Consider the following 12,891-nt stretch of genomic DNA (forward strand, 5'->3'; position numbering starts at 1 on the left):
CTGGATCGCCCGCTTTCGCGGACGATGACGCTGATGCTGGAGTGAGCTTAGGTGCCCTTCTCCGCAAACCTCAACTGATCGTCGCGCCGCCGTCGATCACCATGGTCTGGCCGGTCATGAAGTCGCCGGCCGCGGATCCCAGGAACACCGCCGCACCCGCGATCTCGTCGGGGATGCCGATGCGCAGCAACGGCGAGCGCGAGGTCGAGGCCTTCAGGTTCTCCGGATTGTCCCATAGCGCTTTCGCGAAATCGGTCTTGATCAAGCCGGGCGCGATGCAGTTCACGCGGATGTTGTGCTTGCCGTATTCGCAGGCGAGGTTGCGTGCAAGCTGCATGTCGGCGGCCTTGGAGATCGCGTAGGCCCCGAGAATGGTCGAGCCCTTGAGGCCGCCGATCGAGGACACGATGATCACCGAGCCGTCCTTGCGCTCGATCATCTGCGGCACCACCATCGAGATCAGCCAGTTGTTGGCGACGATGTTGTTGTCGAGAATTTTGCGGAACTGATCGTCGGAGATGCCGGCAAGCGGACCGTAATACGGGTTCGACGCGGCGTTACACACCAGCACGTCGATCTTGCCGAAGGCGCGGTTGCTCTCGTCGACCAGGTTTTGCAGATTCTCCTTCGATGAAATGTTCGCCGCGATCGCGGCCGCGGTGCCCTTGCCGAACTTGTCGTTGATGCCCCTGGCGACCTCGTCGCAGACATCGGCCTTGCGCGAGGAGATCACCACCTTGGCGCCGTGCTCGGCCATGCGCTCGGCGATGGCAAGCCCGATCCCGCGCGTCGAGCCGGTGATGACGGCAACTTTGCCCTTCATGTCGAACAAGGTCATGTTTCTCTCCCAGGATATGATTTGATTTGCCTGAATCCTACGCCGCGTCCGCGCGAACGGACAACAGCCTCAGGCGAGCTTCTTGACTTCCGGTCCCGCCGGCTGATGCATCTCGGAATGCGCATCGTCCGCGATCCACGGCTGCTGGTTCACCATGGGCAGCCGCCAGACCGAGCGCTCGGGGCTGGCGAAATAATCGAGCCGCGTGATCGAGACATTGTCGATGTCGAACGACAGCGCCCGCTCCACCTGGCCGTCGAGTGCGAGACCGATCGCCGCCTTGATGGTGCCGCCATGCGCGACGGCGATCACGTCCTGCCCCGCCGCCTCATTGTTGATCCGCTCGACGGTGCGGCGCGTGCGGTTGTAGAGATCCATGAAACTTTCGCCGCCGGGCGCGGGCTCGTTGATGTCGGCAAACCAGCTCGAGCCGACGGGACGGCTGGCGATGAACTCGGCGCGATTCATGCCCTGCCAGCGACCGAGATTCTGCTCGGCGAGGTCCGCCTCCCATTTCATCGACACGGGCCGCGGATAGCCCGCCTCCCAGATCGCTTCAGCCGTTTGATGCGTGCGCATCAGATTGCTCGAATACCACACTGCCTTGCGTGGCAGCACCTTGGCAACAGCATTGAACACGTAGGTGTCGCGGGTGTCGCAGGCGAGATCGCTCTGTCCGTAGATGTTGCCGCCGTCATTGCGCACCGGCGCATGACGAACCCACCACCAGCGTGTCGTGACCACATTCGGCTTGTCTGCGGTTGCCATTGAAGCCCTTCCATCTCGTGTGATGTCGCTGTACGTCAGGTGTGAACGTGTCTCAAGACACTTTACTGTTTCAAATTCTGTTTGAAATTCCGTCGCGCGGCAAGCGTCGCACGGCATACCAAAGGGAGAATCGCATGGGCCGTCTGCAAGGCAAATCCGTCATCATCACCGGCGCGGGCAGCGGCATCGGCCGCGCCGCTGCACACCTCTTCACCAAGGAAGGCGCCAAGCTGATCGCGGTCGATCGCACCGAAGCGGTGAAGGAGACGGTCGACGAGGTGAAGAAGGCCGGCGGCGTTGCGGAGGCGATGATCGCCGATGCCGGCTCCGAGCAGGACGTCATCGCCGTCATCGACAAGGCGGTGAAGACGCATGGCCGGCTCGACGTGATCTGGGCCAACGCCGGCGTCTCCGGCGGGCTCGTTCCGCTCGGCGAGCAGACCGTCGAACAGTGGCAGGAGGTGCTGCGCGTCAATCTGATCGGACCGTTCCTCGCGGTGAAGCATGCGATGCCGCACATGGTGAAACAGCAGTCCGGCGCAATCGTGCTCACCGCATCGGTTGCGGGCCTCAAGGCCGGCGCGAGCGGACATCCTTATGCCGCCAGCAAGGCCGGCGTGATCTCTCTGGTGCAAACCACCGCTTATTCGCTCACCGGCACCGGCGTGCGCATCAACGCGGTGTGCCCCGGCCTGATCGAGACCGGCATGACCAAGCCGATTTTCGACCGCGCCAAGGAGCGCGGCACCCAAGACAAGATCGGCCAGCTCAATCCCTTGAAGCGCCCCGGCCAGCCGCACGAGCTCGCCGCGATGGGACTGTTTTTGGCCAGCGACGAAGCGTCCTACGTGAACGGCCAGGCCTTCCCGGTGGACGGTGGCCTCACGGCGTCGATGCCGTATACGGGGAAGCCGGTCTGACAAAGGTCTCGCCTTTGGCTTCAGCAGCGCCACACTCTCAGTGTCGTCCCGGCGAAGGCCGGGACCCATAACCTCAGGGAGCAGTTTGGCGACGACTCGTCGATCGGTACTTTCACTTGAATGCACTCGATGGGTTCCGCGGTATGGGTCCCGGCCTTCGCCGGGACGACGGCGGAGAGAAATCGCGCATAACTGCATCAACATCGTCATTGCGAGCGCAGCAGATTGTAGGATGGGTAGAGCGAAGCGAACCCATCAACGCTTCCTCCGCACCGGAGCATGATGGGTTTCGCAAGTGCTCTACCCATCCTACGCCCCGTTGACACGCCTTCTCATCCTCGCGGCGCATGTCGCCCGAGCTTTGCTTTCGGCGCCTTGCGCCTCTGCCCACCCTACGAGACCGATTGAGCCGCGAGCGCTACGATAAACAGCGCACAGCCTCCAATCGACGCAATCGTCCGCACATGATTCCAGAACACCCAATCCTTCAAATACGCCGCCCATACCGCGCCCGCCTCTGGCGATGACGGCTGCACCGCGGCCAGCGCATCGTTGAGCGGCACGTTGAGCGCAACTGTCACGACGAACATGCCGATGACGTAGAGGCCGCCGCCTGCGATCATGCTCACCGCGCCGGGCTCACTGAAGCGCAACGCGCCCAACACGACCAGCGCCGCGCCAGCCACCGTCGTGCCGAGGAACAACGGCATGAACAGCGAGCGCACGATGTCGACATTAATGGCATTCATCGCCGCGATACCGGCGGCCTGATCGAGCCGGCCGAGCGCGGTCATGATGAAGGTCGAGAACGCGAAATAGATGCCGGCCATGAGGCCGCAGCCGAGCGCCGAGAACCAGAGCAATCCGTTCGTCAAAACCTGCCGCATGCCACGCCTCCTCAAATACGATAAACTCTCGCATTTGATAAAGGCGATAAACTCTCTTATTTCTGACGTCAAGCGCGGATGGTGGGAACAACGATGCCGGAACGGAAGATCAGGGCGGGCAAAGCGACGCAGGCGGCCGGACGGCGCACGCCGCTGGTTCCGACGCAGGAACGTAGCCGGGAGCGGTTCGATCGCATCCTGACCGCCGCGAGCGAGATATTGACGGAAAAGGGCAGCGACGCCTTCCGGATGAGCGACATCGTCGAGCGCACCGGCATCGCCTTCGGCTCGCTCTACCAATATTTTCCGGACAAGAATGCCGTGATCGGGACGCTCGCCGAGCGTTGCAACGCCATCGGCCGCGAGTGCGTGGCGCGCGATCTCGCCGAGATGAAGAAGCTGTCGGACCTGCACGCCGCGCTGTGCCGCATCACCGACGGCTACTACCAGATGTTCCGCGATCACCCGGTGATGCATCACATCTGGCAAGCGACGCAAGGCGACCGAACGCTGCAAGAGATCGACAGGGAGGACGTGGCTTTCCTGGCCGGTCTGTTACGCGAGGCACTCAAGCGTGTCGCGCCGAAACAGCCCGCCGCCGCCCTCACCTCCTTTTCGCAACTGGCGATGGTCCAGATTGCCGCTGCGGTTCGTCACGCCATCGCCTTGCCGCCGGCCGAGGCGCGGCGTACGCTCGACCTGTTCAAGCGAATGCTGCCGAAGGATCTCTCCGCACTCGGCTGAGTCTCGGCGAAAGCAGCCTTCGCGATCGGGTTTGCCCGAACCCGCCACTCCATTGGTATGTTTCGTGCAAGCGGCGATGCCATCCTCCATCTCATGAACGAGACAATGCCCAACCCGATTTTCCCAAGTTCCAGAGCCGATCGCATCCGCAACCTCCTCGCCGACCTGGTCGGCTTCGACACCATCAGCGATCGCACCAACTTGCCCCTGATCGCGCATATCGAGAGCTATCTCGCCTTCCTGGGCGTCAAGGGCGAGCGCATCACCGACGAGACCGGACAGAAGGCTTCGCTCTGGGTCACGATCGGCCCGGAGGACAAGCCCGGTCTCGTGCTATCGGGACATACCGACGTCGTGCCGGTCGTCGGCCAGGACTGGAGCCACGATCCGTTCAAGCTGGTCGAGCGCGACGGCAAGCTGTTCGGCCGCGGCACCACCGACATGAAGGGTTTTGTGGCGGTGTGCCTCGCCATGGTGCCGGAGATGCTGGAAGCGAAGCTGACGACGCCGATTCATCTCGCCATCTCCTATGACGAGGAGATCGGCTGCATCGGTGTGCGGCCGATGCTGGCCGAGGTCGCGAAGAAGAAAGTTCGACCGCTCGGCGCATTCATCGGCGAGCCGACCGAGATGAAGGTCATCATCGGCCACAAGGGCAAGCACGGCGTGCGCGCGACGTTCCACGGACTTGCCCGCCATTCCTCAATCGCGCCCGACGGTGTCAACGCCATCGAATATGCCGCCGAGATGATCACCGAGATCCGCCGCCGCGCGGTGAAGCTCGCGGCCGAGGTCGAGCGCAACAGTCTCTACGATGTCCCGCACTCGACGCTGTTGACCAGCATCGTGCACGGCGGCGCGGCGCTGAACATCGTGCCCGACACCTGCACCGTCGACTTCGAATGCCGCGGCATCGGCATCACCGAGTCCAAAGAGGTGACGGATGCGATCGTCGCCTGGGCCAAGGCCGAGCTCGAGCCCGCGATGAAGAAGCAGCATCCCGAGTGCGGCATTGATTTCGAGGAGATACTCGACTATCCCGCGCTCGACACCAAGGCCGACGCAGCGATCGTCACGCTGGCGAAGCAGCTCGCCGGCCGCAACGATCACGCCAAGGTCGCCTTCGGCACCGAGGCGAGCCTGTTTGCCAGCATGGCCGACATCCCGTCAGTGGTGATAGGCCCCGGCTCGATCGCGCAGGCGCATACGCCGGATGAGTTCGTGGCGATGGCGGAGCTGGAGAAGTGTGCGGGGTTCGTGGAGAAGCTGATCGCGCATTGCGCGAAGGGGTAAGAGCGTAGGGGGCGGACCAGCGCAGCGTAATCCGCCATCTGCCTCGCGTCGTGTGAATGGCGGATTACGCTGCGCTAATCCGCCCTACGAAACTGCGACGGCGAATAGTCCACCGGCACCAGCAGGCGATCCTCGATCTGGCCGACCATCAGGCCGTGCTCCGCGTGGGTCACACGCTTGATCTCGCTCCACTCGGTGTCTGCCATGAAGGCCGCCCACGCGGATGTCTTCGCGGCCTCATCCGGCCACTCCAGAATGTAGGCGAACTCGGTACGCTCGCCGAATTTCGTCTCCCACATCGCCACGATCTGGAAGCCATATCTGGTCCGCATGATGCGCGCGGCGTGGTCGCGGAACCGTGCGTGAAAGGCAGTCTTGTTCTTTTCGAAGATTTCGTAGATGCGCAGTTGCTGGATCATGACCGTCTCCTTGCAGCGGAGATATGGTCAAGCATGGTGCGTGGACAAGGCACACGCGCTCTTCCTCGTCATTGCAGGAGCGAAGCGCGGCGTGCCAAAACAAAAGGCGCGGCCATGAGTCGCGCCTTCGTTGTTTCTACACCGCGCCCGCCTTCTGGGCGTATTCCCATGACGCCTTCGACAGCGGCACGGTGCGCTTGGCGGACTCCAGCGCCTTGGCGTTGGCGGCGGTGCCGTCGCGGACGCGGCCGGCGATGCCCTGCGTGATGCCGGCGAGGCGGAACAGGTTGTAGGCGAAGTACCAGTTGAGATCCGGCACCGTCATCTTGGTGACGTTGCAATAGATCTGCGCGGCCTCCTCCACGCTCGGGATGTTGAGTGCCTTGAGGTCGGCACCGTCGAGGCCCGGCATGATCCACTGCATCAGCAGATAGGTGAAGTCTGCCATGGGATCGCCGAGCGTCGACAGCTCCCAATCCAGCACGGCCTGCACGCGAGGTTCCGTCGCGTGGAAAATCATGTTGTCGAGGCGGTAGTCGCCGTGGACGATCGAGACGCGCGCCTGCTCCGGCACGGTCTTGGGCAGCCATTCCGCCACCTTTTCGAATTCCGGAATGTGCTGCGTCTCGGACGCGCGATACTGCTTGGTCCAGCGGTCGATCTGCCGGGCAAAGTAATTGCCGGGCTTGCCGAAGTCGCCGAGGCCGATCGCAACGGGATCGTACATGTGGAGCTTTGCCAGCGTCTCGATTTTGCTGGTGAAGATCTTGCGGCGCGCATCGTTGTCCTGGCTCGGCAGCGTCGGATCCCAGAACACGCGACCGTCTTCCATCGACATGATGTAGAAGGCGGCGCCGATGATGCTGTCGTCCTGGCACAGCGCATAGGCGTGCGCGACCGGAAAACCCTGCTTTCCGAGGGCTGCGATGACGCGATATTCGCGATCGACCGCATGCGCCGAGGGCAGCAATTTGCCGAACGGCTTGCGGCGCATCACGTAGGAGCGCTTCGGCGTGTTTAGCCGGTAGGTCGGATTGGACTGGCCGCCCTTGAACTGCAGGACGACCAGCGGGCCCTCATAGCCTTCGACGTTGTCGCGCATCCAGGCTTCGAGCCGCATCTCGTCGAAGCGATGACGCTCCTCGACCGGCTTGGTGCCCGAGAACTCTTCGTCTTTCCTGACGCCGTCAGCCACGGTGACGCTCCCTCTTCAGTCCGAACGTGATCCTAATCGGTAACCGCTGACGCACTTGCGTCAAGCGGTTACCCAATCACGTCCTGTCGTTTCTTCAAGTCAGGAGCGCCGCTGGGCTCCCCCGCTTAATGCTTGGGAGAGTTGGCATACTTCCGAACTTCGAGCCGTGCAATGGCGCGATTGTGCACCTCGTCCGGACCGTCGGCGAGACGGAGCGTACGGATGTGCGCGTAGTCCTTGGCAAGACCGGCTTCGTCGGAGACGCCCGCGCCACCAAACGACTGGATCGCCTCGTCGATGATCTTCAGCGCCATGTTGGGGGCTGCGACCTTGATCATGGCGATCTCGGCCTGCGCGGTCTTGTTGCCAACCTTGTCCATCATGTCGGCGGCCTTGAGGCAGAGCAGACGCGTCATCTCGATGTTGGTGCGGGCATCGCCGATGCGCTGCTCCCACACCGAGTGCTCGACGATCTTCTTGCCGAAGGCGGTGCGCGAGGTCAGCCGCTTCACCATCTTCTCCAGCGCCTCCTCGGCCTTGCCGATAGTGCGCATGCAGTGATGAATACGGCCGGGACCAAGGCGGCCCTGCGCGATCTCGAAACCGCGGCCTTCGCCGAGCAGGATGTTCTCCTTGGGAACACGCACGTTCTCGAGCAGCACCTGGGCATGGCCGTGTGGCGCGTCGTCGAAGCCGAACACGGGGAGCATCTTCTCGACCTTGATGCCGGGGGTATCGAGCGGAACCAGGATCTGCGACTGCTGCTGATGTTTTGCGGCGTTGAAATCGGTCTTGCCCATCAGGATCGCGATCTTGCAGCGGGGATCGCCGACGCCCGACGACCACCATTTGCGGCCGTTGATGACGTAATGATCGCCGTCCTTCTCGATGCGAGTCTCGATGTTGGTGGCATCCGACGAGGCCACCGCCGGCTCCGTCATCAGGAAGGCGGAGCGGATCTCGCCGTCCATCAGCGGACGCAGCCATTTGCGCTTCTGCTCCTTGGAGCCGTAGCGAATGAACACTTCCATGTTGCCGGTGTCGGGCGCGGAGCAGTTGAACACTTCCGAGGCCCAGGTGATGCGGCCCATCTCTTCCGAGAGCAGCGCGTATTCGAGATTGGTCAATCCCGCGCCGCGGAATTCGTCATCCTCATGCTCGCTCGGCGGCATGAACATGTTCCAGAGGCCTTCCGCCTTCGCCTTCTTCTTGAGGTCTTCGAGGACCGGGATCACCTTCCAGCGCTCGCCGCTGTGGTCCTGCTCATTGTAGATCGGCACCGCCGGGCGCACGTGCTTGGCCATGAAGGACTGCACGCGGTCGAGCCATTCCTTCTGCTTGGGGGACAGATCGAAATCCATGGGACGCTCCTCGGTCTCGCTTTGAAAGCCTGTTTTGCGCCGGACTGTCCTCCCGCAATGCGCGGCCCGCAAGCGCCATTCGGCGGATCGCGGCTGCGCGGAACTCGCGCCGCTCTCAACAGCGGCGCAATTCCATCATGCGGATTGACTTTCTCCGGCCTTCAAACGATAGTTTCATACAAGTGTTTGAATTGCAACTCCCTCCCTCAGGGGGCATCCATGGCCAGCGATCATACGAGGTCTGCCATTCTCGCCGCCGCCGAACGGCTCTATGCCGATCGCGGCTTTGGCGACGTCACGCTCCGCGACATCGTCGCGGAGGCCAATGTCAATCTGGCTGCCGTGAACTATCATTTCGGCTCGAAGGACGAGCTAATCGCGGAATTATTTGTCACGCGCTCGATCGCGACCAATCGCGAACGCCTGCGCGAGTTAAGGGCCGCCGAAGAGCAAGGCGGCGGCCGCGCACCGATCGAGGTGATCTTGCGCGCACTGGTCGGCCCCACCTTGCGCGGCTGCCTGGGCCCGGAAAACCAGCGCTCCACCGCGGCGCGCTTCATGATCCGCGCCTCGATCGAATCCGTGCCGCCGATCCGTCGCATCAAGAACCGCGAGATCGACCACTTGCGGAAATTCGCAGGCGCGATGCGACGGTCCCTGCCCGACCGCAGCGATGTCGATATCTATTGGGGCCTGAATTTCGCGCTGGCGATGGCGCACCACACCATCCGCGAGAGCGAGCGCCTGACCAAGCTGTCGGAAGGAAAATGCGATCTCGACGACGTCGAGGACGTGGTCGCGCGCGTCGTCAGCGTCGCGACGATGGCGCTGACAGCGGGCAAGGCCGAAGCCAGGGCGCCGTCAAAGGTCGCTGCGCGCTAGCGCAAGACCGTCGCCGCGCCGACGGTCCGCTCCCTCGCCCCGTTCTTACGGGGAGAGGGTTGGGGTGAGGGGCCTCTCTCCGCACGTGAGATCGTCGAGGGACCTGTACCCCCTCACCCGGAATCCGCGCGACGCGCGCATTCCGACCTCTCCCCGCAAGCGGGGCGAGGTAAAGTAACCGCTAGCGCCTCACATCATTGCGATGCAGTCGATCTCGACGTCGAAGGGGCCGAACCATTCCGGCGTGACGACGAAGATCCGCGCCGGCGGATCGACCGGGAAGTAGCGCGCATAGATCGCGTTGAACGTGGCGAAGTGTTTGGCCGAAGTGCCGTAGACGTTGCACTTCATGACGTTGTCGAGCGAGGCGCCGGCCGTCTCGAGGCATAGCTTCATCTGCTCCATGATGATTTCGCTCTGCCGCTCGATTCCCATCCCGCCGATCGCACCCGTCTCGGGGTCGAACGGCGGCAGGCCGGCGACGAAGATCATGTTGCCGGCCCGCGTCACCGGCGAGGTCGGCGCCTTCACGCGATCGAGAAAGGACGAGATCGGTTCGACGCGGAGCGCTTCGCGTTTCATGGGCCACCTTCGGTTCGAGCGAGACTGACGCCTGACTACATTATTTTGCAGCCGGCATGTTTCGCTTCTGATCGAAGTGTGTTCGCTCCCGCGGGGCTTTTATTTGAGCATGATCTTGCCGGAAAACCGCGGCACACTTTTCCGGATCATGCTCTAGGCCCGCTGCGGCATCTCTTCGGCCTCTTCCTTGGCGAGCAGCAGCAGCATCTCGATGCCCATGTCGCCTTCCTGCGGCGAGCGGATGAACTTTATTTCCTCGGCACTTTGCCGCAGCGCGGCAATGATCGCGACAGCCTGGTTGGCCGTCGCCGCCTCGGTCGCCAGAATTGCCTTCTGGTCTTTCGCTTGGAACCCGATCGTATAGGACATGCACTTGTCTCCCAATCCCAGTGGGAGAGATCGAATCTGAGTCGCGCGCGAAGCGGAAGCCGGATGTACTACGGACCGGGTTTATCTGGGGATTGCGCGCAAGCCCCGCACAAGGCCGCGAGATCGTCATGCTTTCGTCAACAACCGAGCGACGACGGCGTGGCTTCTACGCCAGCCCGAGCATCGCGCGCGCCTCCTGCGCACTCGCAACACCGGCGCCAAGGCTCTTCAGAATGTCCGCCGCAAGCGCAACCAGCTCCGCGTTGGTCTTCGCCAGCACGCCCTTGGACATATAGAGATTGTCCTCCATACCGACGCGGACATGGCCGCCGAGCAAATAGGCCTGCGCCACCATCGGGAACTCGGCGCGGCCGATGCCGAAGCCGGACCAGATCGCGCCCGGCGGCAGCAGGCTGCGGGCATAGAACATCGTCTCCGGCGTCGCGGAGAAGCCGTACTTGACGCCAAGCACGAGCGAGAACAGGCCCGGCCCCTTCAGTGAGCCGTCGGCGAGCATGTCGCGCGCCAGATGGCAGTCGCCGGAATCGAACAGCTCGATCTCCGGCAGCACGCCGGCCGCCTTCATCCGCTCTGCCATGATGCGGACATTGCGCGGCGTGTTGATCACGACCTCGCCGCCGGAATTCATGGTGTTGAGGTCGAGCGTGCAGATGTCGGGCTTCAAGAGCTCGATATGCTCGACGCGCTTCTCGGGTTGCAGCAGCGTCGTGCCGGGGCCGGCGATGCGGGGATCCTCGACCGAGGGCACGAAGCGCCCGCCGGGCCCGGTCGTGAGATTGATGACGAGGCTCTTGTTGCGGGCGCGGATGCGCTCCACGACGTCGCGGTAGAGGTCGACCGACATCGACGGCCGCCCCGTGGCGGGATCGCGCACATGGATGTGGGCGATCGCAGCACCGGCTTCGGCGGCCTCCAGCGCCGAGGTCGCGATCTGCTCGGGCGTGATCGGCAGATACGGCGACTGCTCGGGCTTTGTCAGGTTGCCGGTGATCGCGCAGGTGATGATGGTCTTGCCGGTGCTCATGCGATGTTGCCTCTGCCCGTCTGTCTCAATCCGATCGCGGCCTCTTTCCTTCTCCCCTTGCGGGAGAAGGTGGCGCGAAGCGCCGGATGAGGGGTATCTATCCGCTCGCAGATCGATCGTGAGGATAGATACCCCTCACCCGTCTCGCCGCCTTGCGGCGATCCACCCTCTCCCGCAAGGGGAGAGGGTAAGAGCGCGCGCCGCTTCGTAAGGCGCTAGATGATCCCCTGCTGCTTCAGCTCCTCGATCTTCCCGGCATCATAGCCGAGCTTGCCGCCGAGGATCTCCTGGGTGTGCTCGCCGAGCAGCGGCGGGGCGCGGTAGGTCTCGACCGGGGTTTCCGAGAAGGTCAGCGCGTTGCGGATCAGCGACAGGTTCGGCTCGAAGGGATGGTCGACCTTCACCCGCATGCCGCGCGACTGCACGTGCGGATCGGAAAACACCTGCTCGAAATTGTTGATCGGACCCGACGGCACGCCGGCCTCCTCCAGCTTGTCCAGCCAATAGGCCACCGGCTTCTTCAGGAACAGGCCGGCGAAGATCGCCATGATCTCCTTGCCGTGCACGACACGGTCGTTGTTCTTGACGAAGCGCGGATCGCTCGCAAGCTCCGGCTCGCCGAGCACGGCGCAGGTCTTCCGGAACTGGCCGTCATTGCCGACCACCAGCATCAGCTCGCCGTCGGTGCAGCGGAACACGCCGGCCGGCATGCCGCCATTGCCCCAGGTGCCGCGGCGCGGCGGCATCTTGCCGTTGACGAGATAGATCTGGAGCCAGTGCGACAGCGAGGCGATGACGGTGTCGAACAGGCAGACGTCGATGTGCTGACCCTGCCCGCCATTGACGTCGCGATGGTAGAGCGCCGACAGCAGTCCGATCGAGGTGTTCATGCCGGTCATGTAGTCGACGATCGACGGGCCGACCTTCATCGGGCCCTCGCCCGGCTCGCCGTCGATATGACCGGTGACGCTCATCAAGCCGCCCATCGCCTGCAGGATGGCGTCATACCCGGCGCGCGGCGCGTAGGGGCCAGTCTGGCCGAAACCAGTCACGGAGCAATAGATGATCTTCGGATTGATCGCCTTGATCGTCTCGTAGTCGAGGCCGTAGCGCTTGAGATCGCCGACCTTGTAGTTCTCCATGAAGACGTCGGCGTCCTTCGCGAGCTCGCGGATGATCGCCTGCCCCTCGGGCTTGGCGATGTTGACCGTGACCGACTTCTTGTTGCGGTTGGCGCAGAGATAGAACGAATTGTTGTTGTTGGCCTTGCCCTCGGGATCGGTCAGGTAAGGCGGGCCGAAGGCGCGCGCGTCGTCGCCGGTGCCGGGCCGCTCGATCTTGATCACCTCCGCACCGAGATCGCCCAGCATCTGGGCCGACAAGGGCCCGGCGAGCACACGCGTGAGATCAAGGATCTTGATGCCTGAGAGCGGCAGGGCCGACATGTCGATTTCCTCCGGGGAACTGGATCTTGGCGCGGCGGCGATGTCGCGGACCGCGCTTCCTGCGGATACACCATTTTGCGGTCCCGAGCACTGCGCGCCGGGCATACGGCCATCCCCCGCCCCGCAGCAGCGGTAGGCTGCGG

At 63.3% G+C, this 12,891-nt stretch carries 14 protein-coding genes; 4 read left to right on the plus strand and 10 right to left on the minus strand.

Annotation, left to right across the window (positions count from 1 at the left end):
• Positions 1 to 70: 70 nt before the first annotated feature.
• Both NLM31_RS26885 and NLM31_RS26890 read right to left on the minus strand, forming a co-directional pair.
• Positions 71 to 838, minus strand: a complete 768-nt coding sequence (locus NLM31_RS26885; RefSeq protein WP_254194199.1) for an SDR family NAD(P)-dependent oxidoreductase — start codon at positions 836 to 838, stop codon at positions 71 to 73.
• Positions 839 to 907: 69 nt separating this feature from the next.
• Entirely contained in the window at positions 908 to 1,606 is a 699-nt protein-coding gene (locus tag NLM31_RS26890; RefSeq protein WP_254194200.1) for a histidine phosphatase family protein, read from the minus strand.
• Positions 1,607 to 1,740: 134 nt separating this feature from the next.
• Between NLM31_RS26890 and NLM31_RS26895 the strand changes: the two genes are divergently transcribed.
• Positions 1,741 to 2,526 carry an SDR family NAD(P)-dependent oxidoreductase gene (locus tag NLM31_RS26895; RefSeq protein ID WP_254194201.1) on the plus strand — a complete coding sequence of 262 codons (786 nt, stop codon included), beginning with the start codon at positions 1,741 to 1,743 and terminating at the stop codon, positions 2,524 to 2,526.
• Between the two features lie 392 nt (positions 2,527 to 2,918).
• On the opposite strand, the gene NLM31_RS26900 is transcribed toward NLM31_RS26895, so the two are convergent.
• A complete protein-coding gene (locus tag NLM31_RS26900; protein WP_254194202.1) occupies positions 2,919 to 3,413 on the minus strand; it encodes a DUF1772 domain-containing protein in 495 nt (164 codons plus the stop codon).
• A 93-nt stretch (positions 3,414 to 3,506) separates the two neighbouring features.
• On the opposite strand from NLM31_RS26900, the gene NLM31_RS26905 reads away from it, so the two are divergent.
• Positions 3,507 to 4,157, plus strand: a complete 651-nt coding sequence (locus tag NLM31_RS26905) for a TetR family transcriptional regulator (RefSeq protein ID WP_254194203.1) — start codon at positions 3,507 to 3,509, stop codon at positions 4,155 to 4,157.
• Between the two features lie 105 nt (positions 4,158 to 4,262).
• Complete coding sequence (argE, locus tag NLM31_RS26910; protein ID WP_254194204.1) at positions 4,263 to 5,450, plus strand: acetylornithine deacetylase; 1,188 nt, start codon at positions 4,263 to 4,265, stop codon at positions 5,448 to 5,450.
• Between the two features lie 74 nt (positions 5,451 to 5,524).
• On the opposite strand, the gene NLM31_RS26915 is transcribed toward argE, so the two are convergent.
• The 3 genes from NLM31_RS26915 to NLM31_RS26925 all read right to left on the minus strand — a co-directional run bounded on the left by NLM31_RS26915 (position 5,525) and on the right by NLM31_RS26925 (position 8,425).
• Positions 5,525 to 5,869 (minus strand): NIPSNAP family protein, encoded by a 345-nt coding sequence (locus tag NLM31_RS26915; protein ID WP_254132200.1) that lies wholly within the window; start codon positions 5,867 to 5,869, stop codon positions 5,525 to 5,527.
• Positions 5,870 to 6,005: 136 nt separating this feature from the next.
• The gene (locus NLM31_RS26920) at positions 6,006 to 7,064 is read right to left on the minus strand and encodes a phosphotransferase (RefSeq protein WP_254194205.1); all 1,059 of its coding nucleotides are present in this window, start codon (positions 7,062 to 7,064) and stop codon (positions 6,006 to 6,008) included.
• Positions 7,065 to 7,189: 125 nt separating this feature from the next.
• A complete protein-coding gene (locus NLM31_RS26925; RefSeq protein ID WP_254132202.1) occupies positions 7,190 to 8,425 on the minus strand; it encodes an acyl-CoA dehydrogenase family protein in 1,236 nt (411 codons plus the stop codon).
• Positions 8,426 to 8,644: 219 nt separating this feature from the next.
• Here NLM31_RS26925 and NLM31_RS26930 point away from each other — a divergent pair, with 219 nt between their 5' ends.
• Positions 8,645 to 9,307: a TetR/AcrR family transcriptional regulator gene (locus NLM31_RS26930; protein WP_254194206.1), complete on the plus strand. Its 663-nt coding sequence runs from the start codon at positions 8,645 to 8,647 to the stop codon at positions 9,305 to 9,307.
• 189 nt (positions 9,308 to 9,496) lie between these two features.
• On the opposite strand, the gene NLM31_RS26935 is transcribed toward NLM31_RS26930, so the two are convergent.
• The 4 genes from NLM31_RS26935 to NLM31_RS26950 all read right to left on the minus strand — a co-directional run bounded on the left by NLM31_RS26935 (position 9,497) and on the right by NLM31_RS26950 (position 12,748).
• Positions 9,497 to 9,889, minus strand: a complete 393-nt coding sequence (locus NLM31_RS26935) for a RidA family protein (protein ID WP_254194207.1) — start codon at positions 9,887 to 9,889, stop codon at positions 9,497 to 9,499.
• Positions 9,890 to 10,042: 153 nt separating this feature from the next.
• Positions 10,043 to 10,258: a hypothetical protein gene (locus NLM31_RS26940; protein WP_148778652.1), complete on the minus strand. Its 216-nt coding sequence runs from the start codon at positions 10,256 to 10,258 to the stop codon at positions 10,043 to 10,045.
• 166 nt (positions 10,259 to 10,424) lie between these two features.
• Positions 10,425 to 11,303: a 3-keto-5-aminohexanoate cleavage protein gene (locus NLM31_RS26945; RefSeq protein WP_254194208.1), complete on the minus strand. Its 879-nt coding sequence runs from the start codon at positions 11,301 to 11,303 to the stop codon at positions 10,425 to 10,427.
• A gap of 215 nt (positions 11,304 to 11,518) precedes the next feature.
• Positions 11,519 to 12,748, minus strand: a complete 1,230-nt coding sequence (locus tag NLM31_RS26950; RefSeq protein ID WP_254132206.1) for a CaiB/BaiF CoA-transferase family protein — start codon at positions 12,746 to 12,748, stop codon at positions 11,519 to 11,521.
• Positions 12,749 to 12,891 lie beyond the last annotated feature (143 nt).

This window comes from Bradyrhizobium sp. CCGUVB4N (assembly GCF_024199945.1).
GTDB lineage: Bacteria > Pseudomonadota > Alphaproteobacteria > Rhizobiales > Xanthobacteraceae > Bradyrhizobium.

Bases quoted from the DNA above. Each gene is read 5' to 3' on its own strand.
- NLM31_RS26885 (WP_254194199.1), bottom strand. From the start codon at position 838: ATGACCTTGTTCGACATGAAGGGCAAAGTTGCCGTCATCACCGGCTCG.
- NLM31_RS26915 (WP_254132200.1), bottom strand. From the start codon at position 5,869: ATGATCCAGCAACTGCGCATCTACGAAATCTTCGAAAAGAACAAGACT.
- NLM31_RS26895 (WP_254194201.1), top strand. From the start codon at position 1,741: ATGGGCCGTCTGCAAGGCAAATCCGTCATCATCACCGGCGCGGGCAGC.
- NLM31_RS26935 (WP_254194207.1), bottom strand. From the start codon at position 9,889: ATGAAACGCGAAGCGCTCCGCGTCGAACCGATCTCGTCCTTTCTCGAT.
- NLM31_RS26930 (WP_254194206.1), top strand. From the start codon at position 8,645: ATGGCCAGCGATCATACGAGGTCTGCCATTCTCGCCGCCGCCGAACGG.
- NLM31_RS26900 (WP_254194202.1), bottom strand. From the start codon at position 3,413: ATGCGGCAGGTTTTGACGAACGGATTGCTCTGGTTCTCGGCGCTCGGC.
- argE (WP_254194204.1), top strand. From the start codon at position 4,263: ATGCCCAACCCGATTTTCCCAAGTTCCAGAGCCGATCGCATCCGCAAC.
- NLM31_RS26940 (WP_148778652.1), bottom strand. From the start codon at position 10,258: ATGTCCTATACGATCGGGTTCCAAGCGAAAGACCAGAAGGCAATTCTG.
- NLM31_RS26925 (WP_254132202.1), bottom strand. From the start codon at position 8,425: ATGGATTTCGATCTGTCCCCCAAGCAGAAGGAATGGCTCGACCGCGTG.
- NLM31_RS26950 (WP_254132206.1), bottom strand. From the start codon at position 12,748: ATGTCGGCCCTGCCGCTCTCAGGCATCAAGATCCTTGATCTCACGCGT.
- NLM31_RS26905 (WP_254194203.1), top strand. From the start codon at position 3,507: ATGCCGGAACGGAAGATCAGGGCGGGCAAAGCGACGCAGGCGGCCGGA.
- NLM31_RS26945 (WP_254194208.1), bottom strand. From the start codon at position 11,303: ATGAGCACCGGCAAGACCATCATCACCTGCGCGATCACCGGCAACCTG.
- NLM31_RS26890 (WP_254194200.1), bottom strand. From the start codon at position 1,606: ATGGCAACCGCAGACAAGCCGAATGTGGTCACGACACGCTGGTGGTGG.